Raw genomic sequence first — 25778 nt, forward strand, 5'->3', positions numbered from 1 at the left:
GAGACGAAAGGAGTAGTTGGAAACGTCACCCAGGCAGGCTTTCAAATTATCCAAACCGTTGATGTAGCCAGCGATTGATCTCATCAGATTCATACAGCCATTCTTCGCGTCCATCATCGTGGGCAATTTTCAAGCACGGCACTTTGACGCGGCCGCCACCTTCCTGCAGTGCCTTTTTGTGGTCAGGGTCCAACTGGGCATCACGTTTTTCAATCGTCAGCCCCAGGCGGGCCATTTCCTTGCGCACCTTGATACAAAACGGGCAGGTGCGGAACTGATACAACGCCAGGCTGTTACATGCTTCGTCTACCCTGGCCTGTTCCTCAGGCGAGCGCTTTACTGCCTGGGGTGTCGAAAGTTTCTCGGATATCAGCATGATAGGTGCAAGCAATACGCGTAGACCGCGGAAAAAATAGCGTACCAGTATGCGCATAAAGTAACCCTCATCGTAATCATGCTTGCCGTCTCGATTAGAGTAGCGGGAAGCGTAGGCGTATGGACTGACCGGGCATCGTGCAATATCTGAGAGACGTTGTCACTGGAGGATGGTTCCCTTGTGGTACGGCCACCGCTCAAGACAGGTGAGCCCAAAGGCTGGGCGTGCTAGGCTTGCGGGCTGTTTAGGGGTTGTTTAGAGGCGTAGCGATGCATCTGCACATTATCGGAATTTGCGGCACTTTTATGGGCAGTTTGGCGCTGCTCGCCAGGGAGTTGGGTCATCAGGTGAGTGGTTCTGACGCCAATGTCTATCCGCCGATGAGCACCCAGCTGGAAGAAGCGGGAATCAGCCTGATGGAAGGCTACCGGGCCGCGCACCTGCAGCCAGCCCCCGACATGGTGGTGGTAGGCAATGCGCTTTCCCGGGGCAATGAGGAAGTCGAAGCCTTGCTGAACAGCGGCCTCCCGTATACGTCCGGCGCCCAGTGGCTGGCAGAGCACGTGTTGCCGGGGCGGCGGGTAATCGCCGTGGCGGGCACACATGGTAAAACCACCACCGCCAGCCTGTTAGCCTGGTTACTGGAAAGTGCAGGGCTATCGCCGGGGTTTCTGATTGGTGGCGTGCCACGAAACTTTAACGTCTCGGCCCGGCTGGGGGCACTGGATGCGCCTTTCGTGGTGGAGGCCGACGAGTACGACACGGCGTTTTTCGATAAGCGATCCAAGTTTGTTCACTATCGCCCTGATATTGCGGTACTGCATAACCTGGAATACGACCACGCGGATATTTTTCCAGACCTGGCCGCCATCGAGCGTCAATTCCATCATCTGGTGCGAACCGTGCCCAGCCAGGGGCGTCTCTTGGTTGCCGATGGGCAGCCAGCGCTTGAGCGGGTGCTGGAGCAGGGCGTTTGGACGCCCGTTGACTATGTGGGCGACCACCCGGATAGCGCTTGGCAGTTGCGCAGCGAGCGCGCCGATGCAAGCCGTTTCCAGGTCATCTACCGCGATCCTGAAAGTACGATTGAAGAAGATGGCGTGGTGGAGTGGGCCTTGACCGGCGAACACAATGCACGCAATGCCTTGGCCGCATTGGCCGCTGCCTGGCAGTGTGGCGTCGACCTGGCGCGAGGCTGCGCAGCCCTGGCGCGCTTTGAAACCCCACGCCGTCGTCAGGAGGTGCGCGGGGAGGTCAGTGGTATTCAGGTCATCGATGATTTTGCCCATCACCCCACCGCCATTGCGGCGACGCTGCAGGGCCTCAGAGCGGCAACCCCGAAGGGGCGCCTGCTGGCGGTTATCGAGCCGCGTTCCAATACCATGCGATTGGGGGCAATGCGTGAACGCCTGATGGAAAGCGTAGCGGAAGCCGATGCGATTTTCTGGTTTCAGCCGCCCAGTGTGGCCTGGTCGATGGAGGCGCTAGTAGACGCTCAGGCGCATTCGACGCTTTACGATGATATTGACGTGCTGGTGAGCGCCGTCGTCACCCAGGCATCACCTCAGGATCGTATTGTGGTGATGTCGAACGGCAGCTTTGAGGGCGTTCACGAGCGCTTGATAAGCGCATTAGCCGCCAGGAAGGAGGCGTAATGGCAAACCCGATGACAGCGACTTTCAAACCACCGGTCACCGTCGCGCTGACCGGTGCCTCGGGGGCACAGTACGGGCTTCGGCTGATTGAGGTGCTGGTGGCCGCCAACCATGAAGTCTGGGTGATGATCTCCAAGGCCGCCCATATGGTGATCGCCACCGAAACCGAGATTACCCTGCCCGCACAGCCAGAAAGGCTTGCCGCGGCGCTGAGCGAGCGCAGCGGCGCGGCTGACGGGCAAGTTCGCTGTTTTGGTCGTGAAGACTGGATGGCGCCTGTGGCGTCAGGGTCGGGCGCGCCTTCTGCCATGGTGATCTGTCCGTGCTCGACGGGCACGCTATCGGCCGTGGCCACCGGTGCCAGCAACAACCTGATCGAGCGCGCGGCTGACGTGGCGGTGAAGGAGCGACGCACGCTGGTGATGGTGCCGCGGGAGAGCCCGTTTTCCCCGATTCATCTCGAGCATATGCTGGCCCTGAGTCGGCTTGGCGTGGTCATCCTGCCTGCAGCGCCCGGTTTCTACCATCGTCCTCAATCCATTGATGATTTGATCGATTTTATTGTGGCGCGCATTCTCAATCAGTTGGGCATCGATCACCAATTGATGCCGCGCTGGGGGGAAAAACAATCGACTGCTTCAACAACCAAGGATGGATAGCCAATGATGTCGTGGGCCACGCTCTCGGTATTTGTGCCGACTTTTTTGCTGGTGTCGTTAACGCCGGGTATGTGCATGACGCTGGCGATGGTTCTGGGTATGACCCAGGGCGTCAAGCGCGCCCTCTGGATGATGGTCGGCGAATTAATCGGGGTCGGGCTGGTAGCCGCGGCGGCGGGCGCAGGTGTGGCAGCACTGATGCTGCGCCAGCCAGCGCTTTTTATGGCGTTCAAATGGGTAGGCGGTGCGTACCTGGCCTATATCGGCATCATGATGTGGCGCTCAAGAGGGCGTATGGCGATCCCCAATGAGCTTGAAGCTGGCCCACCGGCAGGGCGGTGGCAATTGGCACTCCAGGGATTTTTAACGGCCGTCGCCAACCCCAAAGGATGGGCGTTTTTCATGGTGCTGCTGCCGCCTTTCCTGGATAGCAGCCGACCTCTCGGCCAGCAACTGATTACGTTGATCGCCGTCATATTGACCATCGAGTTTGCCAGTATGCTGGTCTATGCCACCGGCGGAAAAACCCTGCGTCGTGTGCTGGGTAAAAGCGGCAATGTTCGCCTGTTGAACCGTATTGCCGGGACGTTGATGATTGGTGTGGGGGTGTGGCTGGCGCTGGGATAAGGCCAAGTCGATACGGTCAGGTTGTCTGTCAGGGGGCCGCCAGTGCGTTGCCCCGGTTTTCCAGGCGTTGCAGATAGTGTTCAAAATTTTCTTTGGGGCAGGGCAGGCACGCGGCGATGCGCGCCTCGCACTGTCCGGTTTCGACCAATACACGCCGTGAAAGCGCGCGCTGAAGCCGGTCTCGGACCAGTAGCGCTCCGCTTTCGCTGGTGTCGGGCAATACCAGCCAAAAGGTTGCATTGTCGGCACGCCCCAGCAGGTCGTGGTCGCGACAGCAGCTATATACCTCGGTGCACAAGGCGCCAAGCAATGCCTGGGCGGCGCGGGCGCCGAACTGCTCTTCCGCCATGTCACGTTGAGGTAAGTGGATGACCAGCACTGCCAAACGCTGGTTGAGCATATCGGCCCGCTGGTATTCACTGTGCAAACGTTCCTTCAGTGTGTCGATATGGTAGGCGTCGCACTCGCTGTCATTGGGATCGGTGGCTCGCAGCAATGCGCGGCGTCTTGCATGTTCCCAGCGTGGCAGTGCAAGCAAAAGCGCCAGCGCCACGTAACCCATCACCAGGGTAGGCGATGCTTGGGCTAGCGCAGGCATCAACCACCACAGTGGAATTAATACCATATGCAATAAGACCGCGCTCAGCAGGGGAAGCAGCAGGAAAGCAGCGGTCATCGGCAAACCGATCCAGATCAGTGGGGTTTCGGGTTGGTAATAAAGCGCGGCAATGACGCTTGTATAGGTGCAAAAAAGCAGCACCAGCCTCGGCAGGTGAGCGCGCATGTCCTGGCCCAGATGGAGCAGAAAGGCGGCCAGCAGGAGCAGGATCATGAAGCTGGGCATGACGAGGTCGCGATATTCGCCCATGGCATAAAGCCAAACAGTATAGCTGCCCATCAAGGCGATACTGGCTATATACGCCAGCGTCACCAGTTGCCGAGGGAAATGATGCTGAGTCATGGCTGGCCTCGCAATTCGCCTGCCTCTCGTCGGGTCAGCGTTTGAAGCGTTGAGGGGGTAGGGGGCACATCCATTAACTCGATTGGGTTGGCGATAGTGTTGTCGGGTAACGCGTTGATTAATGACTGGTAACGCTCATGCGCTTCGAGTGCCGAGCGAGACAGCATTAACGTTGCCAGGGTCGTGCCATCGAGACGGTACACATTCTCGAAGTCGTGGGTAAGTTCGCAGAGTTTTTTGGCTGTTGGCCACAGTTGATGGCGCTTTACATGCAGGACTATTAGTTCGCCATAAATGCCTTCCCGCGCGCAACGCGTCTGTTCCCGCTGGATGTCCCTCACCAGCTGCTCGCCAGCCCACAGGTTCAAGCCTGGAACGAGTCGCAACCGTTGGCGAATCGCTCCGTTCATGTCGATCAGCTGTTGTGCACGGGCCAATGCCAGAACGCACAGGATCGCCAGTGAAATAACCATCAATAGCCAGGCGGGTGTCGATAACTGCGGGGCCACCAGCACACTGCTGAGCAGGGCAGCGCTTATGTTGAACGCGGCTACCCAGCTCATTTGCGGTAACATGAACAAGGCCGCCCAGGCCCAGATCAACAGACCGTGGCGTTCCGGAGCGGCGGCAATCAGCCCGAGTAGAAGCGCCCCGGGCAGCAGCTGCCACGGACGGCCACGCGGGTAGCGGTGGCTGAAGTCCAGTAAAAGGGCGGTAATAAATAGCCAGCCTACTGAAAGCCATAGCACCAACGCTGCCGACGGCGGTGCGGAGGGTGTCCATAGGGCAAGCGCTACGGCCGCCGCCAGCAGGTTGGCTCTTAATAGACGTATTTTGTATTTATTTTGCATGGTGGCTTACTATCAACCCTTGGACAGATGCGTGATGGTGAGCGTGATATGCGTAAAATCGTCATTAGAAAGGTGGCGAGAAGTGTTAAATAAGCCCTTAGTATAGCGCTAAAATAGCTTAGCACGCCGCTTAACTTACAGGCTAAATATGACCGAGTGGCTTATGCCCACCGAGAAATTTATGGAGATCGCATGAGCGTTTCAACATCGTTCGACGCCGATGCAAAGCTATCCCTTGAGGCTGGCGATGTCGCGGCCTACATGCAATCACTTGGCAAAGCCGCTCGTCAGGCGGCGAGTGAGCTGCGTCGCGCTGATTCGGGCCAGAAAAACCGAGCGCTGTATGCCATGGCCGCCCGCCTGGATGCGGCCCGTGAGGATGTGCTGGCGGCCAACAGCGAAGACCTGTCAAGAGGGCAGGAAAACGGCCTTGATGCGGCGTTGCTGGATCGTCTGGCCCTCAGCGATGCGCGTATCGACGCCATGATCGAGGGGTTGAGCCAGGTGGCCGCACTGCCCGACCCGGTGGGTGAGATCAGTGACATGCGCTATCGCCCCAGCGGTATTCAGGTGGGAAAAATGCGCGTTCCCCTGGGCGTGATCGGCATCATCTACGAGTCGCGTCCTAACGTGACCCTTGAAGCCGCGAGTTTATGTCTTAAAGCGGGTAATGCCTGTGTGCTGCGGGGTGGCTCCGAGGCGCGTGCGTCCAATGCAGCCATTAGCCGCTGTATCCAGGAAGGGCTTGGCGATGCAGGGCTGCCAGCCGGTAGTGTTCAGGTGGTGGCCACGAGTGACCGCGCAGCGGTCGGGGCAATGATTACCATGCCTGATTATATCGACGTGATCATTCCCCGCGGTGGCAAGTCGCTTATCGAGCGTATTTCCCGCGAAGCGAAGGTGCCGGTCATCAAGCACCTTGACGGTGTCTGTCATGTCTATATCCACAGCCTGGCCGATCCGGCCAAGGCGCTGTCGATTGCGATCAATGCCAAGACTCACCGCTATGGCACCTGCAATACCATGGAAACGCTGCTGGTGGATGCGGCGATTGCCGACCTCCTGCTGCCCGAACTCGCCCGTCAATATGCCGAGCATGAGGTCGAATTGCGTGGCTGCGAGCAAACCCAGGCGCTGCTTCCTCAGGCGCTTCCGGCAAGCGACGATGACTGGAGTGCCGAATATCTGGCGCCGATACTCGCAATCAAGGTGGTCGACGACATTGATGAGGCGATCGCCCATATTGAACGCTATGGTTCGCATCACACCGACGCCATCGTGACTGAAGACTACTCGCTAGCCCGCCGTTTTATGGCCGAAGTGGACTCAAGCTCGGTGGTCGTTAACGCCTCGACTCGTTTCGCCGATGGGTTCGAATATGGCCTGGGGGCTGAAATCGGCATCTCCACGGATAAGTTGCATGCCCGAGGGCCGGTTGGGCTTGAAGGCTTGACCACTCAGAAGTACGTGGTCATGGGTAGTGGCCAGGTTCGCGAATGACCCGGCCGGCACGTATCGCCATGCTCGGCGGCACCTTTGATCCGGTGCATAATGGTCATTTGCGCAGCGCGGTGGAGTTGCGTGATGCGCTAGGGCTGGACACAGTCCACATGATACCCGCACCGCAGCCGCCCTTGCGCGATACGCCTCAGGTATCGCCGCAACAGCGCCTTGAACTGTTACAAACGGCCATTGGTGATACGCCAGGTCTCAAGGCCGATGGGCGTGAGCTTGAGCGTGATGGTCCTTCCTATAGCGTGGATACGCTGCGTTCGCTTCGCCATGAGTACGGTGAACAGGCGCGACTGGTCATGGCCATAGGCTGGGACGCGTTTTTGCGGCTTGACCAATGGCACAAGCCTGAGCAGCTGTTTGCGTTTGCCCACCTGGTGGTGATCGCCCGACCAGGCCATGCCGATGCACCGTCGAGGCCTCTTATGGAACTGCTGGACGAGCGTGAAGTCGATAGCGTGTCCCGTTTAATGGCCTCGCCTCACGGGCAGGTATTACGTGTCACCTTGCCTTCCACGATGGCCATTTCAGCAACCCACATCCGCCAGTGGCTAGGGCAGGGCAAAAGCGTACGTTTTCTGGTCCCCGAGGCGGTGGAAAGTACCATTTTACGCGAAGGGCTGTATCAGCGCTGGCAGTCCGCTTATTAGTCGTTACAATGGCCCGCTTCAAAAAGCGCATTACATGGGGTTATCGTTAGGAGATATGCACATCGATACATTGAAGAGCGTAGCGCTTGATGCGCTGGAAGAATTGAAGGCTCGAGACATCGCTCAGTTGGACGTCACTGGGCTGACCGACGTTGCCGATATCATGTTGATTGCCAGCGGTACGTCAACCCGCCATGTTGCTGCCCTGGCCCAGAACGTGGTTGAAAAAGCCAAAGCTGCCGGGCTATCCCCGCGGGGTGTCGAGGGGGGTGACAACGCCGACTGGGTGCTTGTCGATCTGAGCGACGTGATTGTTCACATCATGCTGCCTGAAGCACGCGCCCTGTATGACCTGGAACGTTTATGGGCCGATTTGCCCAGCGACACCGGGCGGCGTGAGCTTTCTCTAAGTGACGAGCCGGCCAGCATGTCATGAAAATCCGCCTGTTGGCGGTGGGCAGTAAAATGCCCGCCTGGGTGGAAGAGGGCGTAGAAACCTACCGCAAGCGCCTGCCGAAAGATTTCAGCCTGGATATCGAAGAGGTGGCGCTGGGCCAGCGTGGTAAAAATGCGGATATAGCCCGGGCTCGGGAACAAGAGGCGGAGCGCATTCGCAGCAAGCTACGTGGCAACGAGCATGTGGTCGCGCTGGAGGTTGATGGCAAGGCCTGGACCACCGAGCAGCTCGCCCGGCAGGCCGATGGCTGGCGACTGCAAGGTCAGGATGTGGTGCTGCTGGTTGGCGGCCCGGACGGGCTTCATCCTGCTGTGTCGGCGATGGCTCAGCAGCGCTGGTCGTTATCGCCACTTACCTTACCTCATCCATTGGTGCGTATCATGCTCGCCGAGCAGCTTTATCGTGCCTGGACGCTGCTGGTGGGGCATCCCTACCATCGTTGAGTTATTCAGACAGCTGGATGCCCTTCATCGATTGAATGAGAGTTAGTCATCGCTATGCCACCGCGCTCCGACAAGCTTAAGAACACCGAGCAAGAACTTCGGATTTTTCGTGCCAGAGCCTTACTGGCCTTTGTGGTTGTGGTGGCCTTGACGAGCCTGCTGGTTGGACGTCTGGCTTATCTGCAGGTTGCTCAGCATGATGTTTACAGCACACGCTCTGAAAAAAATCGTGTTCGCGTTGAACCCTTGCCGCCTAACCGTGGGTTGATATACGACCGCAACGGGGTGCTACTGGCGGAAAACCGGCCCACCTACAACCTGACACTGGTGCGCGAGCGATCGGAAGACGTCGATGAAACCCTGGAACTTCTGGTCGAGCTTCTTGAACTCAAAGGTGAAGAAATCAGCACCTTCTATGAGCGCTCCCAGCAATGGCAGCGCCCCTTTCAGCCCGTTCTTCTGGCGAGCGACCTCAGTGAGGAGCAGATTGCCCGGTTAGCCGTTAATCGTCATCAGTTACCCGGAGTGGAGGTCGAGGCTCAATTACTGCGTTATTACCCCAATGCTGAGGTGATGGCGCATGCGCTGGGTTATGTCGGACGCATCAACGCCGAAGAGTTGGCTAACCTGGATGCGACCCGCTATGCCGGAACGCACTTTATCGGCAAGACGGGTATCGAGCGGTTTTACGAGGATGAACTGCACGGCCAGGCAGGCTTGCGAAGAGTTGAAACCAACGCGCGGGGGCGTGTGCTGCGTGAGCTTGGACGCACCGACCCAGTGCCCGGCAAGGATTTGACGTTGACCCTTGATTCGTCGCTGCAGATGCTCGCCTACGAGTTGATGGATGGCCGCCGGGGTTCCATCGTCGCCATCGAGCCAGACAGTGGCGAGATACTTGCCATGGTCTCGACGCCCGGTTTTGACAGTAATCAGTTTGTCACCGGTATCGACAGGGCCTCGTATCAAGCACTCCAGGAAAATCTTAACTTGCCGTTGTTCAACCGGGCAACTCGTGGTCACTATCCGCCCGGCTCGACGATCAAGCCTTTCCTGGCGCTTGGCGGACTTGTCGATGGAGCGATCACGCCCGATACCACCATCAACGACCCCGGCTATTATCAATTGCCCAATGATTCAAGGCGTTATCGAAACTGGCTGCGTTGGGGGCACGGTCGCGTGGATCTGGAACGCTCGCTGGCGGTGTCCAACAATACTTTTTATTACTCGCTGGCTCACGAAATGGGCATTGATAGTCTCCATGAGCAAATGACCAACTTCGGTTTTGGTCAGCGTGTTGCGCATGATGTCCAGAGCCAGAGCTCAGGCTTGATGCCATCGCGTGAATGGAAGCGCGAACGTTTTAACCAGCCCTGGTATCCAGGTGAGACACTATCCGTGGGCATCGGTCAGGGGTACTGGCAGGTTACGCCGCTGCAGTTGGCCACCGCCACGGCCACATTGGCCAACCGTGGTGATTGGGTGAAGCCTCGTATGGCGCGAAAAATTGGTGATAAGCCGCTGGAACGGGACCTGCCCGATACCCCGGAGGATATCAACCTGGCACAAGACGACTGGTGGGACAGTGTGTTCAGCGGCATGGAAAAGGTGGTGAGCGGCAGAGAAGGGACCGCGCGGCGTACCGGTGTGGGTCTTGAGTATCGCATGGGGGGCAAATCGGGCACGGCACAAGTGTTTTCGCTGGGCCAGGACCAGCGCTACGATGCCGACGAGCTCGAAGAGCGCCTGCGTGACCATGCGCTGTTCATTGCCTTTGCGCCTATCGAAGACCCGCAAATTGCCGTTTCGGTCATCGTTGAAAATGCTGGTGGCGGGAGTACCCACGCCGCCCATCTTGCCAGGGCGATGACCGATGAATGGTTGCTGGACGACGATGCCCCCGAAGTCGACGAGGTGCGCGAGACCCTGGAAACCGATACCAGCAACGTGGAGGGCAACTGATCATGCCATGGCAGGCCATAACCCGATCACTACGCGGCCATCCGGTGCGTCCCAGCGGGGGTATCCCCAAGCGTCGCAGTATCTGGGAGCGCATTCATCTTGACCCCTGGCTACTGGGCCTCCTTCTGATCCTGATGAGCAGTGGCCTGCTGGTGATCTATAGCGCCTCTGGCCAGAGCATGAACGTGGTCATTGCCCAAGCTATTCGCTTTGGTGTCGCGTTGGTGGCAATGGTGGTGGTGGCCCAGTTTTCACCGATCTTTTTCATGCGCTGGGCACCAGTGGCCTACGGGGTCGGCGTGCTGATGCTGGTAGCTGTAGAACTGGTCGGTGATTTTGGCATGGGCGCTCAACGCTGGCTGGAAATCCCAGGTGTCATCCGCTTTCAGCCCTCGGAAATGATGAAGCTGGCCGTTCCCATGATGGTCGCGGCCTATCTCTACCGCTGTGAACTGCCCCCCAAGCTGAAAGATATTGTGGTCTGCGCATTCATTATTGGTCTTCCGGTCGCATTGATTGCCGCCCAGCCCGATTTGGGCACGTCACTGTTGGTTGCCAGTGCGGCGATCATCGTCGTGTTGCTGGCCGGTTTGTCGTGGCGACTGATCGGATTGGTGTCTGTGCTATTGATTTCAGGCTTTCCCTTGCTGTGGATGAACCTGCATAACTATCAGCGCCAGCGCATACTGACGTTTCTGAATCCGGAGACGGATCCGCTCGGCTCAGGCTGGAATATCATCCAGTCAACGACCGCCATTGGTAGCGGCGGTGTTTTTGGTAAGGGGTGGCTTGAGGGAACGCAATCACAGTTGGAGTTTCTGCCTGAGCGTCATACTGACTTTATCGTTGCGGTGCTGGGCGAAGAAGTTGGGCTTATCGGTATGGTGGTACTGATTTTTCTGTATCTGCTCATTGTGAGTCGCGGGCTGTGGTTGGCTAGCGAGTCGCAGAATACCTTTGGCCGTCTGGTCGCCGGCAGCATCATTCTGACGTTTTTTATCTATGTATTTGTCAATATCGGTATGGTGAGTGGAATATTGCCGGTCGTTGGGGTGCCGTTGCCGCTGGTCAGCTACGGCGGCACCTCAAGCGTGACCTTGCTGGTGGGTTTCGGTATTCTCATGTCGATTCACGCGCATCGTCGGCTTCTTCCACGCTAGCGGTAGCGATAGAAAATCACAGCGCAGCCCACAGGAGCAGTGAGTGAATGAATAGAGCCAAACGGATGGCGGTTGTCGGCGTTTTGGGGGTTATGGTCGGCGGCCTGGCGTTTCCTCTAATGGCGGAGGATGACGGTGCCCAGAATTTCGACCCTGAGCACCATGCAGGCGCGCGTGCATTGGTGAAAAGTCTTGAGGACGAAGGATTGCCGAGCGACTGGTTAAACCGACAGTTGCGTCAGGCCAGACTGCGTCAGTCGGTGCTGGATGCCATGGCGGGGGCCGCCGAGCGTCATCTTGAATGGCACGAATACCGCGATATTTTCATGACCCAGCAGCGTATTGAAGAAGGCGTCGAGTTTCAGCAGGCCCATCAGGATGCGTTTGCCAAAGCGGAAGACGTTTATGGTGTTCCCCGCGACATCATTACCGCGATTATCGGCGTCGAGACCTACTATGGTCGCTACCGGGGTAGCCATCCGGTACTGGATTCCTTGGCGACGTTGGCCTTTGAGCATCCCACGCGGGGGAGTTTTTTTAGTCGTGAGCTAGAGGCCTTTCTGCAGATTGCGTACGAGCAGCAAGTTGACCCTGCGGCCCTAAAGGGCTCCTATGCCGGGGCAATGGGCTACCCCCAGTTTATTCCGACAAGCTATCAAGCCTATGCCGTTGACTTCGATGATGACGGGCAGCGCGATCTTTGGAACAACCCGGTTGACGCGATTGGCAGCGTTGCCAATTATTTTGCGGAGCACGGCTGGCAGGAAGGGCGTGCGGTCTATTACCCGGCGGAGGGGCCTGAAACGATGCCCTCTGATCTGTCCGTCAACCAGATAACACCCCCCGATACGTCGTTGGAGGCCTTGCAACGCGCAGGTATCACGCCGGATGTGGCGCTGGATGAAAGCGCCTCGGTCACGCCGCTGGTGCTTACTCTGAGCGATGGTCAACTGACGTATCGGCTCGGTGATCACAATTTTTACGTAATTACCCGCTACAATCACAGCCATCTTTATGCCATGGCTGTTGCCGAGTTGGCAGAAGCCATCTCCGCTGAGGCGCAGGCGGTGGGCGTAAAAAGTCTCCAGGGTGAGGATGACGCATGAAGTATTATGTGAACGTCTGGCAGCAATTAGGTTGTGCTGCCTTGATTCTGGCGGTTGTCAGCGGCTGTGCGAGTCACGAGCCGATGAGTGGCTCAAGCCAGCCAGCGCAAAATCGCACAGGAGCAAGTACCGATCCGAGCAATGATCGTGATACTGCCGGCGGGCGTTACGCCATGAGCGGGGATGCCTATCCGCTCGAGCCGCCGGATGTCTCCAGTGTGCCGGATGCAGTGCCCCGCGATGAACCGCTTTCACGGGCAGGCAACCGATCAACCTACGAGGTTTGGGGTAAGACCTATCATGTCTTGCCCGATGCCGACGGGTACACCAAGCAGGGGCTGGCCTCCTGGTACGGCGAAAAGTTTCACGGCTACGCAACGTCGAACGGTGAAATCTATGACATGTACAAAATGTCGGCGGCGCATCGTTCGCTCCCGCTGCCCACCTATGCACGTGTGACCAGTGAACGTAACGGACAGTCGGTGATTGTCAGGGTCAATGACCGTGGTCCTTTCCACAGTGACCGCGAAATTGATCTTTCCTACGCGGCAGCTGCCAGGCTGGGTATTCTGGATGAAGGGACTGGCGCGGTGACGGTCGAGGCGATAAATCCCGAACAGTGGCAGGCGCAGCGTTCGCGTAACACGTCTCGGTCAACGCCTGTGCCCGACACGGCAACGGCAAGTGCACCGGTAACGCCCGAGCGCAACAGAGATAATCCGCCGAGCGAGCCAAGTGGTGGGGTCGTCTATTTACAAATAGCCGCGTTAGGCGATCCTCAAAACGCTCAGAAAATGCGTTCAGAATTGAGCAATACCATTTCTCACGATGTGCGTGTGAACCAGGACGACGACATTTATCGCGTTCAGGTTGGGCCGGTCGCTGCTGATCAAGAGAGTGACGCTCGCAAAGCGTTACACGATGCGGGCTTTACCGATGTGTTTATCGTGCGATAATTGTTAATCGATATTTTAGACGCGCGCTCCTGAGCGCGTTTTTTTCAAGTCAATGAGAATGTGATCATGAAAGTGTTAAGTGCTTTGTTTTCTTCTGCGCGGCTTTGTGTGTTTGCGGCGGCCATTGTGGTCGCCCCTGCTGTCAGTGCTCAAGAGACGCCCCAGCCGCAAACGATTATTCCCGCACCGCCGCAGTTGGCCGCCAGCTCGTGGATATTAATGGATGCCGATAGCGGCAAAGTACTGGCACAGCATGATGCGGATGAGCGCTTACCGCCCGCCAGTTTGACCAAGTTAATGACCGCCTATCTGGTAGAGCGTGAGCTGGATCGGGGTAGCATTGCCCTTGATGATCAGGTGAGCATCAGCGAAAAAGCGTGGCGTACGGGCGGGTCTAAAATGTTCGTCGAAGTCGGCGACCAGGTCGCGGTTGAAGACCTGCTGCATGGCATCATCATTGTGTCTGGCAACGACGCCAGTGTGGCGATGGCCGAGCACCTGGCGGGCGGTGAAGCCCCGTTTGCCGATTTGATGAACCAGCATGCGGCGCGACTGGGCATGGAAAATTCCAATTTTGAAAACCCGACCGGGCTGCCGGGAGAAAACCACTACTCATCTGCCCGCGATATGGCCCTGTTGACTCAACATATCGTCAATGACTATCCAGAGCATTACGCCATCTACTCTGAGCGTGAGTTTACCTTCGGCGGTATTTCGCAACCGAACCGTAACCGCCTGCTGTGGCGAGACCCAACGGTGGATGGTCTGAAAACCGGCTGGACCTCCGAGGCCGGTTATTGCCTGGTGTCCTCGGCTAAACGAGACGACATGCGTTTGATTTCCGTGGTCATGGGGACCGATTCTGAAGAGGCCCGTGCTCAGGAAACTCAAAAACTGCTCAGCTACGGCTTCCGGTTTTTTGAAACCATGAGCCTTTACGAACGTGGTGCCGTGCTGGCCACGCCGCGTGTCTGGGGTGGTGATATCAATGAGGTTCGCGTCGGAGTGGATGAAGCCGTCACCATGACATTGCCGCGTAACCGCAATGACGAGCTGCGTGCACGCCTGAATCTCAACGCTGAGCTCCAGGCGCCCCTCAGTGTCGGCGACGAGGTGGGTACGCTCGAGATTCACATGGGTGACGATGTCGTCGGTGAACGGCAGCTAGTGGCACTGGAAGACGTTGAAGAGGGCGGCTTTTTCAAGCAGTTGCTTGATCAGGTTCGCCGCTTTTTCTCTAACCTGATCAGTAATTTTACTGATTGATGGTCAGCTGTCTTGCCGTCAAAGCAGGAATATCATTTGCAAAACCAGTGAGTTTGTCATGTCAAAAGGTGGACAAAACAGCTTTCGCGATCTGCGTCAGCCGGCGGCACAAGAAGCGCCCAAGATCAGCTTTCCTTGCCCCTATCCGTTAAAAGTAGTGGGTGACGCCACGGAGGATTTCCCGGCACGGGTTTGCCAGGTGGTTGTCCGCCACGATCCCGACTTTGATGAAGCGACGATGCAAGTCATTGATAGCCGCAACGGACGCTTTCAATCGGTGAGGGTCACCATCACGGCAACCGGTGAACAACAGCTGAAGCAATTGTTCGACGAGCTGAAGGCCACTGGCCTCGTGCATATGGTGGTGTAATGACAACACCGCCCATCGAACTGCATGTGTTGGGCCGCAAGCCCTATCTGCCGGTTTGGCAGGCCATGCGTTCGTTGACGGATCATCGAGATCCACAGACGCCTGATCAGTTCTGGCTGGTCGAGCACGACCCGGTGTTTACCCAGGGGCAGGCCGGTAAGCCCGAGCATGTGCTGATGCCGGGCGACATTCCGGTCGTGCAGACCGACCGCGGCGGGCAGGTCACCTACCATGGACCCGGCCAGGTGGTGTTGTATCCGTTGCTCGACGTGCGGCGGGGTAAACTGGGCGTGCGTACGCTGGTGACCGCGCTTGAAAATGCGGTGATCAGCGTGCTGGCAGACTACGGTGTGTCGGCAAGGGCGCGTCCCGATGCGCCGGGCGTCTACGTGAAGGGCGACGCAGGGGAAGCCAAGATCGCGTCTCTAGGTCTGCGTATTCGCCGCGGAGCGAGCTTTCACGGTGTGGCGCTAAATGTCGACGGGGATCTGACGCCTTTTTCCTACATCAATCCCTGTGGCTATGCGGGCATGCCGATGACACGCTTGGCCGATTGGGTAACCTTGCCAAGCGACCATCGGGTAGGCGAGCAGTTGGCTGAAGCGCTGGCCGTCCAGTTGGATCGTTCACTGGTAACAGGCGTGCAACCGCCACCGCTGAATGCATAGCGGTGGCCGGTGGGGCTGATTAGCCGACATTGAGGGCCGGAATGATATTGGGATCCGGTTCTTCCTGGCCTGGCACGGCTGCCGGCGAAGCCAGCCCGAGGTTGTTCTTCTCGAAGACGCGGTCAGCACGGTAGCTTGAGCGAACAAGTGGGCCAGATGGCACTTCCATAAAGCCTTTCTCAAGCCCGATTTCGCGGTAGCGGTCGAACTCTTCAGGCGTTACCCAGCGCTCCACTGGCAGGTGATTCTTGGTCGGACGCAGATATTGTCCCAGGGTCACGATATCGACGCCGATTTCGCGAAGATCGTCGAATGTCTTGAGAATCTCTTCGTCTGTTTCACCCAGGCCAAGCATCAGGCTGGTTTTGGTGATCACGTCAGGACGGTAACGTTTTGCGTGGGCCAGGACGTCAAGGGTCTTGCGGTAGCCTGCACGCGGGTCACGAACCCGGCTGGTCAGGCGCTCAACCGTTTCGACGTTTTGGGCAAAGACTTCCAGACCTGAATCGGCAACTTGCTCGATGGCCGCGGGCGCCCCGTCAAAATCCGGGGTCAGTGCTTCAACCACCACGTGGGGGGTGCGTGCCTTGATGGCGCGAATGCAGTTGGCGTAGTGGCTGGCCCCCCCATCGTCCAGGTCGTCACGGTCCACCGAGGTAAGCACGATATAGCGCAGGCCCATCAACTCGACTGATTTTGCCGTGTTGTCTGGCTCTTCATGGTCGAGCCAGCCTTTCGGGTTGCCTGTGTCGACTGCACAGAAACGGCAGGCGCGGGTGCACACCGACCCCATCAGCATGATCGTCGCCGTGCCGTTGCTCCAGCACTCGCCCATGTTAGGGCAGTGGGACTCGGCGCACACCGTGCTAAGCCGATGGGTGGCAACGTTCTTTTTGACCGCCTCAAAGCGCTCGCCACCAGGGATTTGAGCGCGAAGCCATTTGGGCTTGCGATCCAGAGAAGGGGCATCGGCGTCTGCTTTGCGCTGCTTCATGCCATCTTTAATCACCGTCATGCCGTGTTCATTGCGGAATTTTTCACCGCTGGGGACACGTGGCGAGGTGTTATTGCTCATAGCGAGAGAGCCTCTCTACTGGGCGGCAGGCAATGTCATGCGGCGATGTAAGCCATGTCCGACTGCATGCCGATTGATACGTAGGTAGTAAGACATAATGTAACATAGGTTGGCTTTTGCATGACACCGCAGGGTGGATACCTGTCATGGGTAACCTGTGCACCGGTAATAGATTATACCAATGAGTCTGCGTTAGGCATCGACGTGATGCGGGGAAAGGCCTAAACTATATTGCGTTGCAGCATCATTGCTTTCGGGTTCGATGCTACCGCATCAACCCAATGGGAGATCCTATGAATTTCTTCGCTAACCCTTTATCGCCGACTCATAAAAACCAGGATAAAGCGACGGCATCTGTCAGTGATGCCATGGCCACGCTGTTCGATCCTTTCGGATTTGGCCGCGCCGCCTTTGATTACTGGCGAGATAGCGTTGAGCGTAGCGTGCTTTACCTGGACGTGATGCGTGAGCGCGGGAATCAATACCTGGCACATATGGAACAGACCAAACCCAGTGTGCTGGGGTTTGACACCGAAGTGTTGGTGGATGGGCGTACATTGCCGCAGCCTACCAACTATGAACTGCTGCGCGTGATACCGCCGGAAGGCATTGAAACAGATCCTGAAAGCCGTCCTTTTGTAGTGGTCGACCCGCGAGCCGGTCATGGACCCGGTATCGGTGGTTTCAAGCCCGACAGCGAGCTTGGTGTCGCATTAAAAGCGGGTCATCCTTGTTACTTTATCGGCTTTCTACCGTTTCCCGAGCCCGGACAAACGGTTGAAGATGTGGTCGAGTCTGAAGTGGCGTTTCTGCGTCATGTGATCGAGCGTCATCCTGAAACCAGCGAAAAGCCCATGGTGGTGGGGAATTGCCAGGCGGGCTGGCAGATCATGATGGCGGCGGCCCTGGAGCCTGAGGTGTTCGGCCCGATTCTGATCGCCGGTGCGCCGCTTTCGTATTGGGCAGGCGAGCATGGCAAGGCCCCCATGCGTTATACCGGGGGCATGACCGGCGGTAGCTGGATAACCGCGATGACCAGCGACCTGGGTAATGGCCTGTTCGACGGTGCCTGGCTGGTGCAGAATTTCGAGCGTCTCAACCCGGCGAACACCTATTGGAAAAAGCAGTACCACCTGTTTGACAATATTGATACTGAGGCAAATCGATACCTCGAGTTTGAGCGCTGGTGGGGTGGTCACGTAGTCCTTGGTGGCGAAGAGATTCAATATATCGTCGACAACCTGTTTGTCGGCAACCGGCTATCCACCGCACAGTTGGTCACGCGTGATGGTCGCCGCATCGACCTGCGCAACGTGCGCTCGCCGGTGGTGGTATTCTGCTCGCGGGGTGACGATATTACGCCGCCGCCACAGGCGCTGGGTTGGATCCGTGATCTTTACGAAGATGAAAAAGATATCATTGCCAATGAACAGACCATTGTTTATTGCCAGCATGATACAACCGGTCACCTGGGTATCTTCGTGTCGAGCAGCGTGTCGCGCAAGGAGCATACCGAGTTCACGGCCAACATGGATTATATCGATGTGATGCCGCCGGGGCTTTACGAAACCACGATTACACACGCCGATGAACGCCACGACGGCGAGAGCCTCGAGCGGGACTACCTGCTTGAATTTTCGCCGCGTAACTTTGACGAGCTTGATCGTGAAGTCATGCACAAGCCCGAAGATGACCGGCGTTTCGCGACCGTGGCGCGTATTTCCGAAATCAACCTGGGTCTTTATCGGCTTTATATGCAGCCCTGGCTTCAGGCGGTCATGACCCCTGAAGCCGCCCGCTGGATCCGCCGGATGCACCCGATTCGTTTGGGCTACAAGCTGCTTTCTGACCGTAATCCGATGAGTGTGCCGCTACCCGTGATGGCAGAGCAGGTTCGCCAGTCGCGTCACCCGGTGGGCAAGGACAACCTGTTCAAGGCATTTGAAACCATGACCTCTGATCAGATCGTGGCAGGGCTCAATGCCTGGCGCGATGCCCGTGACGGTGCCACCGAGCGGTTGTTCATGGATATCTACGGGCAACCCCTGTTACAGGCCGCTGTTGGGCTTTACGGTGACGCCCACGTGCACCGCCGTCGCCCCGGCGACGAGCCGGAACACCGCCGCTTTCTGGAGCAGCGCGAGAACGAACTGCTTGCCAAGATTGCCCAGGGTGGGCCTCACGAAGCGGTCATGCGTGCCGTTATTTACGTGCTGGGTGGCGCACCCGCGACGGACGAGCGCAACTTCAAGCGGCTGCGCGCTTCCAGAGCGGCGTTGGAGCCCAGCGCCAATTTAAGCGACTTCAAGAGCCTGGTGCGTGAGCAGTTCTTTATCCTGAAGCTGGATCGGGAGCAAGCGCTTAACACCTTGCCAACACTGCTAGAAGGCCAGACCAACGACGAGATTGATGCTCATCTTTCGCATCTGGAGGATGTGCTGTCGGCCAGTGGTGAGCTCTCTGAGCATGCTGCATCGCGCTTTGCACAGGCCAAGGAGTTGTTTAATCAGGCCCGGCCTGTTGAAAAAGCCGTTGCGGCAAGTCCACAGACGCCTCAGCAGGCTCCCCAGGCGTCGCCCGCCAAGGCATCGACGGCGAGTAAGACGTCCGCGACGTCACGGCGCAAATCGCCGCCTAAGCAGTAGCGGTTCCATCGAGTGCTACACGCCCCTGCCCAATGGCAGGGGCGTTTGCGTTGGTATCTGCATTGTGCGGCGTTGATTTTTGGGTTGCCGTTGCGCAATCGGCAGTCTAGTGTCTAGCTACAAATTAGTTGAAAAGTGTGATGTTCATCATCATTGAATCGACTGCATCCTCGTGCTCACCACTGGCGCTTCGTTATGGGCTGGGGTAGGGTAGGCGCATTTTTTCGCCCGCACGGTTTTGATGGCTGTTGCGGCATCGTATTCATCGCACCTCAGCGTGTGCACTCAGAAAGTGGAGCACTATGGGTAAGTCACTGGTCATCGTCGAGTCGCCCGCCAAAGCGAAGACGATCAATAAATACCTCGGCAACGATTTCATCGTAAAGTCGAGCGTGGGTCACATCCGTGACCTGCCGACCAGCGGCTCAGGCAAGACAGCCTCTGACCCCAAGGAGCGCGCTCGCCAAGCCGCGGCTACACGTAAAATGTCGGCGGACGATAAAGCCGAATATAAAAAGCGCAAGGCACAGGACCAGCTGATAAGACGAATGGGCATCGACCCCAATAACGGCTGGGAAGCACACTACGAAGTACTTCCCGGCAAGGAAAAAGTCGTAGCCGAACTCAAGAAGCTGGCCGAGAAGGCTGATGCCGTCTATCTGGCAACGGATTTGGATCGCGAGGGGGAAGCCATTGCCTGGCACCTGCGCGAAACCATCGGCGGGGACGACAGCCGCTATAAGCGCGTGGTGTTCAACGAAATCACCAAAAACGCCATTCAGGACGCTTTTAAAGCCCCTGGGGCACTGAATATTCCGCGTGTTGAAGCCCAGCAGGCCCGGCGTTTTCTTGATCGTGTGGTGGGCTTCATGTTGTCGCCGTTGCTTTGGGCCAAGATTGCCCGGGGGCTCTCGGCTGGCCGCGTGCAGTCCGTTGCCGTGCGCTTGATCGTCGAGCGGGAGCGGGAGATACGGGCATTCATTCCCGAAGAGTTTTGGGATGTGCACGCTGACCTTGCCTCGCCGGATGGCGAACAGGTGCGCTTCGTGCTGGCCCGTCAGGACGGCAAGGCCTTCCGCCCGACGTCTGAAAAGGACACCCTGGCGCGTATCGAGCGGCTCAGGAGCGCGTCGCTTTCGATCACCTCGCGGGAAGATAAACCCACCAGTTCGAAGCCAACACCCCCCTTTATCACCTCGACATTGCAACAGGCGGCCAGCGGGCGGTTAGGCTTCTCGGTCAAAAAGACCATGACCATGGCTCAGCGTCTGTACGAGGCGGGCTATATCACCTATATGCGTACCGATTCGACCAATCTGTCCAAAGATGCGGTGGACAACGTGCGGACATTTATCGGTGAAGAATACGGGCCGCGCTATTTACCCGAGTCAGCCAACCGCTATACCAGCAAGGAAAGCGCCCAGGAGGCTCACGAGGCTATACGTCCGTCGAGCGTTGACCGTCAGGCGACCGACCTGGTGGGCATGGAGCGTGACGCCGAGCGCCTTTACGAGCTTATCTGGCGTCAGTTCGTGGCTTGTCAGATGACGCCTGCCGAGTACCTCTCAAGCACATTGAGTATCGACGTTGACGGTTATGAGCTGCGTGCCAAAGGTCGTGTGCTGAAGTTCGACGGCTACACTCGGGTAATGAAACCCAGTGGTAAGAATGAAGACCAGCGTCTGCCGGATCTGCCAACCGGTACGCCCATGTCGCTTGAAACCCTTGACCCGCAGCAGCACTTTACCAAGCCGCCCGCACGTTATACGGAGGCAAGCCTGGTCAAGGAACTTGAAAAGCAGGGTATCGGGCGTCCGTCGACCTACGCCTCGATCATCTCGACGATCCAGGATCGCGGCTACGTAAAGCTCGAGAGCCGGCGGTTCTACGCCGAAAAACTCGGCGATATCGTGACGGAGCGTCTAAAAGAGTCCTTCCCTGATTTGATGGACTTTTCGTTCACCGCCCGCATGGAAGACAGCCTGGATGAAGTCGCCGAAGGTGAGCGTAACTGGCAGGCCCTGCTGGATGCCTTCTATGAAGAATTTCGGGAAGAGCTGGTCCAGGCTGAAAGCGAAGACGGCATGCGGCCCAATCAACCGGTGCCAACCGATATCGACTGCCCCGCCTGCGGTCGTCAGATGCAGATACGTACAGCCTCGACGGGGGTTTTCCTCGGCTGCAGTGGTTATAACCTGCCGCCCAAAGAGCGCTGCAAGACCACCATCGACCTGATTCCCGGTGAAGAGGCCGTGGCCGCTGATGCGGGTGAAGAGGCTGAAACCGACGCGCTGCGTGCCAAGCGTCGTTGCCCGGTCTGCAGCACGGCGATGGATAACTATCTGATCGACGAAACCCGGAAGCTGCATATCTGTGGCAATAGCCCGGATTGCGAAGGTTATGAGGTTGAAACCGGCAAGTTCAAGATTAAAGGCTATGATGGGCCGCTTATCGAATGCGATAAGTGTGGTGCGGACATGCAGCTGAAGTCCGGGCGCTTTGGCAAGTACTTTGGTTGTACCAACAGTGAATGTAAAAATACCCGCAAGCTGTTGAAGAGCGGCGAAGTGGCACCGCCGAAGATGGACCCCATTGATATGCCGGAACTGGCCTGTCAGAAAGTCGATGACCACTACGTACTGCGCGACGGTGCCAGCGGACTGTTTCTGGCAGCGAGCAAGTTTCCCAAAAACCGTGAAACACGTCCGCCGCTTGTCAAAGAACTCAAGGCCCATGCCGATGAGTTGCCTGAAAAGTACCATTTCATCCTCAAGGCGCCCAGCGAAGACCCGGACGGGCGGCCTGCGCAGATTCGCTACTCGCGCAAGTTCAAAGAGCAGTACGTGATGACCGACGAGGAGGGCAAGGCGACAGGCTGGAAAGCGACCTTTGAAGGCGGTAAATGGCACGTGGAGGACAAGCGTAAAAAATGAGTGATCGTGCGCGCACCAATCAGTTGCTCTACCAGGCTGAACTACTGGCGACTTCAACGACCGATGATAATGAGCATGCCGTTGCGCAAGGTATGGCACAGGAAGAGGGGGCGCTTGCACTGTTTGAGCTGGCGCTGACGTCGTTGCTGCGCGAAGTGACAGAGCACGCTCGTTTGGCCCAGCACGATTGGCGCTATCTGTTGTCTGAGGAAGGGCCGGCGATGGCAGAGCTTCAGCGCCTGCGTGACTTGGCCCACCATCCGGATTCTTGGCTAAACTGGCTGGTAGTACAGCTGGATAAACTGCATAGCAGTGAAGGCGTGGCCAAGCGCCGAGCTTCCCAGCCCGGAATGATTGCGGTTGGCGATCAAGCCAGCTTGCGCGAGCAACTTCGGGACCATCTCGAGTCGGCCAAGCGAGAAGTCGCCGCGCTGCGCGAAACCAGTCAAGAGTGGTAATGAGCAGAGTGGTAATGAGCGTAGTACTGAGAGTGGTGCTGAGAGTGGTAATGGGAAGTTAACTAGACCGCGTTGCTCTATGAAGCCGCGATGTAGGAAGGGAGAAACAATGCGCTACAACCAAGTAAAAGATTTGATTGTCTGGGTCGAGGCCTACCATGGGCGTTTAGCGGAACAGTACCGCGCCAAAGCTGGTGCTGCCGAGAGCGAAAGACTGCAGATGGTGCTCAATTATCTGGCGGACCATGAAACGCGCATGCAGGCAGGCTTGCGCGCTATCTTCGATGAGTCACATGAAAAGCGCGACGTGCTGGATACATGGTTTGATGATCCCAATGACTTTCCGCAGCCGCCGCAACTGGAGCAACTGGCCGATAAGCCCGTTGGCAACTCCATTGAGTCGGTAATGGAATCGGCCGTCGAAGCGCATCGCACCCTTGAGGCGCTGTACCGCCACCGGGTTGATCGGGCTGTGATTGAACCCGAAGCCGAATTTTTTAACGCCCTGGCGGAAGGCCACAATGCCGAACTCCGTCGCATCGTAGCCGGCATTGAAGAGTTGCAGGGCGTTTAGTGTTGTATCCTCGTTACCACCATCTTGATGAGAGTACTGAATGAAGCCGGTAACCCGTCGCCGTTTTCTGGCCTTAGCCCTTGGTTGGCCAGTAGCTGCCAGTGCAGCGGCCAGCGTCACCTTGTCGTCCGAAGTCTACCCCGACCTGGTTGCCAATCAGCTTGAGCGTGCCGCATCCCCCCGGGAGCCCTATGAACAATGGGTGCTGATCGATGATGAAGCATCAACGTTGACCGTGTTTCGCGGATACACGGTGGTAGAGGAGTTTAAGCCTGTCTCACTTGGCCGTGGTGGTGCCAGAACTCAGCGGCTGCGGGGTGACAACACTACGCCTCTGGGCGAGTTCCGGGTTAACCGCTTCAATCACGACAGCAAGTGGCATATTTTCATGGGGGTCGATTATCCGACCCCCGCTCACGCGCGGATGGCGCTACAGCAGGGTATTTATTCCCAAGCGGATTACGACGCCTATTTTGATTATTATCGCCGCCACCGCCAGCCGCCCCAGAATACCGTGCTCGGCGGGGCCATTGGCATTCATGGGTTAGGCGAGGCGGATCCCGATATTCATGAACGTTATAATTGGACCCAGGGCTGCGTGGCAGTGACTAATTCGCAAATTGAACGCCTGGCCGAGCTCGTCAAGGTTGGCACTCGCGTAGTGATCCGCTAAGCTGGTGTCGTAGAAGGAAGTTCGAGGTTTTAAACACGTGGCTATAGACAACCGTTGTAGATTGTAATAAAACAGCGTTTGACTTACGTGCTTCGCGGCACAAGTCACGGTCAAGAACCTGCACCGCAGGTAGACAAATTTAGGCTCATCTCGTAAGCTTATGTTTGTCATACCCTTAACGTTGTACCCAAGGAAGATTCAAGGAGAACACTATGACTTTCAAGACGACTCTGAAGATGTCTGCTGCTGCTGCTTCACTGGCCATTCTGGCCGGTTGTGCCTCTACTGGCGCGCTGGAAGAAGTACGCATGACAGCTGAATCAGCACAAGCTGACGCCGCTGAAGCACGTAGCATGGCTTCTCAAGCTCTGAACACTGCAAACCAAGCTCAGCGCGACGCGCAAGCTGCCCTGCAGATGTCTGAGCAGAACCGTGCAGAAATGGAGCGCATGTTCGAGCGCTCTATGCAGAAGTAATATGACTAACGGTTGCGAAGGTTAAGTTCTTCGCAGCCATTAGGCATAAAAAAACCCCGCCTCGGCGGGGTTTTTTTGTGACCAGTCGTTGGGCCTTGACCGTTACACCTCGTCATCAGCCCGGCCGCTGTCGCTTAGCTCAATCTGCTTGAAGATGCCTTGCTCCAGAGGGTCGGGCTTGTTTTCTTCAGCAGGCTCCTCAGGCTCTGGTGCAGGCGCTTGCGGACCATACAGGGCGACGAAACGACCGTTGGGCGATTCAACTGCGCTGCGAACCTGAGCATAGTCTACCTGGATGTTGTCTTCCGTTAGCTCCGAAATGCGTTTGAGAGCTTCAAGCAGCGGTTCAAAGTCGTCCATATTTTCTTCGAGCTGCGGGTAAGACTGAACAAACAGGGTGCCATCAGAAGCCCAGCCGGCCTTGAAAGGGGCGTCAATCAAATTAACCGGGGTGCCGCTGGGTACACGCTCGTAAAGTGACTCGATATCCTCGGGGTACATGCGGATGCAGCCGCGACTGACACGCATGCCGACCCCGTCAGGGCGGTTTGTGCCGTGGATCAGGTAGCTGGGCAGCCCCAGCAGGATTGCGTGTTCGCCTAGCGGGTTGTCAGGGCCGGGTGGCACGATTGAAGGAGCTGGTTCGCCGCGTGCGGCGGCTTCGCGTCGCATGGAGGCGGGGGGTGACCAGGCCGGGTCCTTAACCTTGATCGTGGTCTTGGTCTTGCCAACGGGTGTCGCGAATTCCTCGCGGCCTACGCTGACAGGGTAGGTCTCAACGATACCCGGCTTGTCAGCGGGGTAGTAGTAAAGCCGCAACTCGGACAGATTGATCACGATGCCTTCGCGTTCTACCGGTGGCAATATGTAGCGGGATGGAATAACGACTTCGGTGCCTTCGCCAGGCACCCATATGCTGACATCAGGATTGGCCATGCGAATTTCTTCATAGCCAATGTTGTGTCGCCGGGCCACATCGATAAGTGTGTCTTTCGGATTGTCGATCGTGATGGTATAGCGTTCGCCAATAATGTCGCCTTCATCGGGAATGCGGAATTCCCCGCGTGGCAGGTCGTTTGGCGACTTCTGCGAAACGAGTTCTGCGCTTTCAATGGCGATGTCGCTCAGTTCGGGCGTGTTCTGACTTGCCTGCTCGCCGTCGGCAGACTGAGCCATCACCGGGGCTGAAAGGCTTGCCGTTAGCAGAACCGCAAGGCTGGTAGGGCCCCAGCGAAGAAAAGTATGACGAATGTTCATGAGTAATC

General features: G+C 57.4%; 25 protein-coding genes. 20 read left to right on the top strand and 5 right to left on the bottom strand.

Going from position 1 to position 25778, the window contains the following annotated elements; all coding sequences use genetic code 11:
- Positions 1–46 precede the first annotated feature (46 nt).
- Positions 47–433, bottom strand: a complete 387-nt coding sequence (locus IT895_RS07860) for a glutaredoxin family protein (protein ID WP_085919262.1) — start codon at positions 431–433, stop codon at positions 47–49.
- Between the two features lie 212 nt (positions 434–645).
- Between IT895_RS07860 and mpl the strand changes: the two genes are divergently transcribed.
- The 3 genes from mpl to IT895_RS07875 are packed head-to-tail and all read left to right on the top strand — an operon-like array spanning position 646 to position 3317.
- Positions 646–2031 carry a UDP-N-acetylmuramate:L-alanyl-gamma-D-glutamyl-meso-diaminopimelate ligase gene (mpl, locus tag IT895_RS07865; RefSeq protein WP_199285211.1) on the top strand — a complete coding sequence of 462 codons (1386 nt, stop codon included), beginning with the start codon at positions 646–648 and terminating at the stop codon, positions 2029–2031.
- Positions 2031–2690 carry a flavin prenyltransferase UbiX gene (locus IT895_RS07870; protein ID WP_085919264.1) on the top strand — a complete coding sequence of 220 codons (660 nt, stop codon included), beginning with the start codon at positions 2031–2033 and terminating at the stop codon, positions 2688–2690. Before mpl ends, IT895_RS07870 begins: the two co-directional genes overlap by 1 nt.
- 3 nt (positions 2691–2693) lie before the next feature.
- Positions 2694–3317 (top strand): LysE family translocator, encoded by a 624-nt coding sequence (locus IT895_RS07875; RefSeq protein WP_176243685.1) that lies wholly within the window; start codon positions 2694–2696, stop codon positions 3315–3317.
- Between the two features lie 28 nt (positions 3318–3345).
- On the opposite strand, the gene IT895_RS07880 is transcribed toward IT895_RS07875, so the two are convergent.
- Both IT895_RS07880 and IT895_RS07885 read right to left on the bottom strand, forming a co-directional pair.
- Positions 3346–4278 carry a diguanylate cyclase domain-containing protein gene (locus IT895_RS07880; protein ID WP_199285212.1) on the bottom strand — a complete coding sequence of 311 codons (933 nt, stop codon included), beginning with the start codon at positions 4276–4278 and terminating at the stop codon, positions 3346–3348.
- Positions 4275–5129, bottom strand: coding sequence for a hypothetical protein (locus tag IT895_RS07885; RefSeq protein WP_085919266.1), 855 nt, complete (start codon positions 5127–5129; stop codon positions 4275–4277). The genes IT895_RS07880 and IT895_RS07885 overlap by 4 nt, the downstream gene beginning before the upstream one ends.
- A 192-nt stretch (positions 5130–5321) precedes the next feature.
- Between IT895_RS07885 and IT895_RS07890 the strand changes: the two genes are divergently transcribed.
- The 11 genes from IT895_RS07890 to lipB all read left to right on the top strand — a co-directional run bounded on the left by IT895_RS07890 (position 5322) and on the right by lipB (position 15679).
- Positions 5322–6629, top strand: coding sequence for a glutamate-5-semialdehyde dehydrogenase (locus IT895_RS07890; protein WP_085919267.1), 1308 nt, complete (start codon positions 5322–5324; stop codon positions 6627–6629).
- On the top strand, positions 6626–7291 hold the full coding sequence (nadD, locus tag IT895_RS07895; protein WP_085919268.1) for a nicotinate-nucleotide adenylyltransferase: 666 nt from the start codon (positions 6626–6628) through the stop codon (positions 7289–7291). Before IT895_RS07890 ends, nadD begins: the two co-directional genes overlap by 4 nt.
- 55 nt (positions 7292–7346) lie before the next feature.
- Positions 7347–7727, top strand: a complete 381-nt coding sequence (gene rsfS, locus IT895_RS07900) for a ribosome silencing factor (RefSeq protein WP_085919269.1) — start codon at positions 7347–7349, stop codon at positions 7725–7727.
- The gene (gene rlmH / locus IT895_RS07905) at positions 7724–8191 is read left to right on the top strand and encodes a 23S rRNA (pseudouridine(1915)-N(3))-methyltransferase RlmH (protein WP_199285213.1); all 468 of its coding nucleotides are present in this window, start codon (positions 7724–7726) and stop codon (positions 8189–8191) included. The genes rsfS and rlmH overlap by 4 nt, the downstream gene beginning before the upstream one ends.
- 54 nt (positions 8192–8245) lie before the next feature.
- Positions 8246–10153, top strand: a complete 1908-nt coding sequence (gene mrdA / locus IT895_RS07910) for a penicillin-binding protein 2 (protein WP_199285214.1) — start codon at positions 8246–8248, stop codon at positions 10151–10153.
- Between the two features lie 2 nt (positions 10154–10155).
- Positions 10156–11313 carry a rod shape-determining protein RodA gene (gene rodA, locus IT895_RS07915; RefSeq protein WP_085919272.1) on the top strand — a complete coding sequence of 386 codons (1158 nt, stop codon included), beginning with the start codon at positions 10156–10158 and terminating at the stop codon, positions 11311–11313.
- 47 nt (positions 11314–11360) lie between these two features.
- Complete coding sequence (gene mltB, locus IT895_RS07920; protein WP_199285215.1) at positions 11361–12419, top strand: lytic murein transglycosylase B; 1059 nt, start codon at positions 11361–11363, stop codon at positions 12417–12419.
- On the top strand, positions 12416–13375 hold the full coding sequence (locus IT895_RS07925; protein WP_199285216.1) for a septal ring lytic transglycosylase RlpA family protein: 960 nt from the start codon (positions 12416–12418) through the stop codon (positions 13373–13375). Before mltB ends, IT895_RS07925 begins: the two co-directional genes overlap by 4 nt.
- A gap of 66 nt (positions 13376–13441) precedes the next feature.
- Positions 13442–14641, top strand: coding sequence for a D-alanyl-D-alanine carboxypeptidase family protein (locus tag IT895_RS07930; protein ID WP_085919275.1), 1200 nt, complete (start codon positions 13442–13444; stop codon positions 14639–14641).
- A 58-nt stretch (positions 14642–14699) separates the two neighbouring features.
- Positions 14700–15011: an HP0495 family protein gene (locus IT895_RS07935; RefSeq protein WP_199285217.1), complete on the top strand. Its 312-nt coding sequence runs from the start codon at positions 14700–14702 to the stop codon at positions 15009–15011.
- Positions 15011–15679: a lipoyl(octanoyl) transferase LipB gene (lipB, locus tag IT895_RS07940; RefSeq protein WP_085919277.1), complete on the top strand. Its 669-nt coding sequence runs from the start codon at positions 15011–15013 to the stop codon at positions 15677–15679. Before IT895_RS07935 ends, lipB begins: the two co-directional genes overlap by 1 nt.
- Positions 15680–15698: 19 nt before the next feature.
- Here lipB and lipA read toward each other — a convergent pair whose 3' ends face one another.
- The gene (gene lipA, locus IT895_RS07945) at positions 15699–16754 is read right to left on the bottom strand and encodes a lipoyl synthase (protein WP_085919278.1); all 1056 of its coding nucleotides are present in this window, start codon (positions 16752–16754) and stop codon (positions 15699–15701) included.
- Positions 16755–17047: 293 nt separating this feature from the next.
- Here lipA and IT895_RS07950 point away from each other — a divergent pair, with 293 nt between their 5' ends.
- From IT895_RS07950 to IT895_RS07975, 6 genes are all read left to right on the top strand, one after another.
- The gene (locus tag IT895_RS07950; RefSeq protein ID WP_085919279.1) at positions 17048–19399 is read left to right on the top strand and encodes a DUF3141 domain-containing protein; all 2352 of its coding nucleotides are present in this window, start codon (positions 17048–17050) and stop codon (positions 19397–19399) included.
- 302 nt (positions 19400–19701) lie between these two features.
- Positions 19702–22332 (top strand): type I DNA topoisomerase, encoded by a 2631-nt coding sequence (gene topA / locus IT895_RS07955; protein ID WP_085919280.1) that lies wholly within the window; start codon positions 19702–19704, stop codon positions 22330–22332.
- Positions 22329–22790, top strand: coding sequence for a DUF6586 family protein (locus tag IT895_RS07960; RefSeq protein ID WP_085919281.1), 462 nt, complete (start codon positions 22329–22331; stop codon positions 22788–22790). The genes topA and IT895_RS07960 overlap by 4 nt, the downstream gene beginning before the upstream one ends.
- Positions 22791–22899: 109 nt before the next feature.
- The gene (locus IT895_RS07965; protein ID WP_085919282.1) at positions 22900–23364 is read left to right on the top strand and encodes a hypothetical protein; all 465 of its coding nucleotides are present in this window, start codon (positions 22900–22902) and stop codon (positions 23362–23364) included.
- Between the two features lie 40 nt (positions 23365–23404).
- On the top strand, positions 23405–24037 hold the full coding sequence (locus IT895_RS07970; RefSeq protein ID WP_085919283.1) for a L,D-transpeptidase family protein: 633 nt from the start codon (positions 23405–23407) through the stop codon (positions 24035–24037).
- Between the two features lie 212 nt (positions 24038–24249).
- Positions 24250–24513 (top strand): Lpp/OprI family alanine-zipper lipoprotein, encoded by a 264-nt coding sequence (locus IT895_RS07975; protein WP_085919284.1) that lies wholly within the window; start codon positions 24250–24252, stop codon positions 24511–24513.
- Positions 24514–24615: 102 nt separating this feature from the next.
- Here IT895_RS07975 and IT895_RS07980 read toward each other — a convergent pair whose 3' ends face one another.
- Positions 24616–25770 carry a L,D-transpeptidase family protein gene (locus IT895_RS07980; protein WP_085919285.1) on the bottom strand — a complete coding sequence of 385 codons (1155 nt, stop codon included), beginning with the start codon at positions 25768–25770 and terminating at the stop codon, positions 24616–24618.
- Between the last annotated feature and the right edge of the window lie 8 nt (positions 25771–25778).

The organism is Halomonas sp. A40-4, assembly GCF_015767635.1.
GTDB classification, from domain to species: domain Bacteria; phylum Pseudomonadota; class Gammaproteobacteria; order Pseudomonadales; family Halomonadaceae; genus Vreelandella; species Vreelandella janggokensis.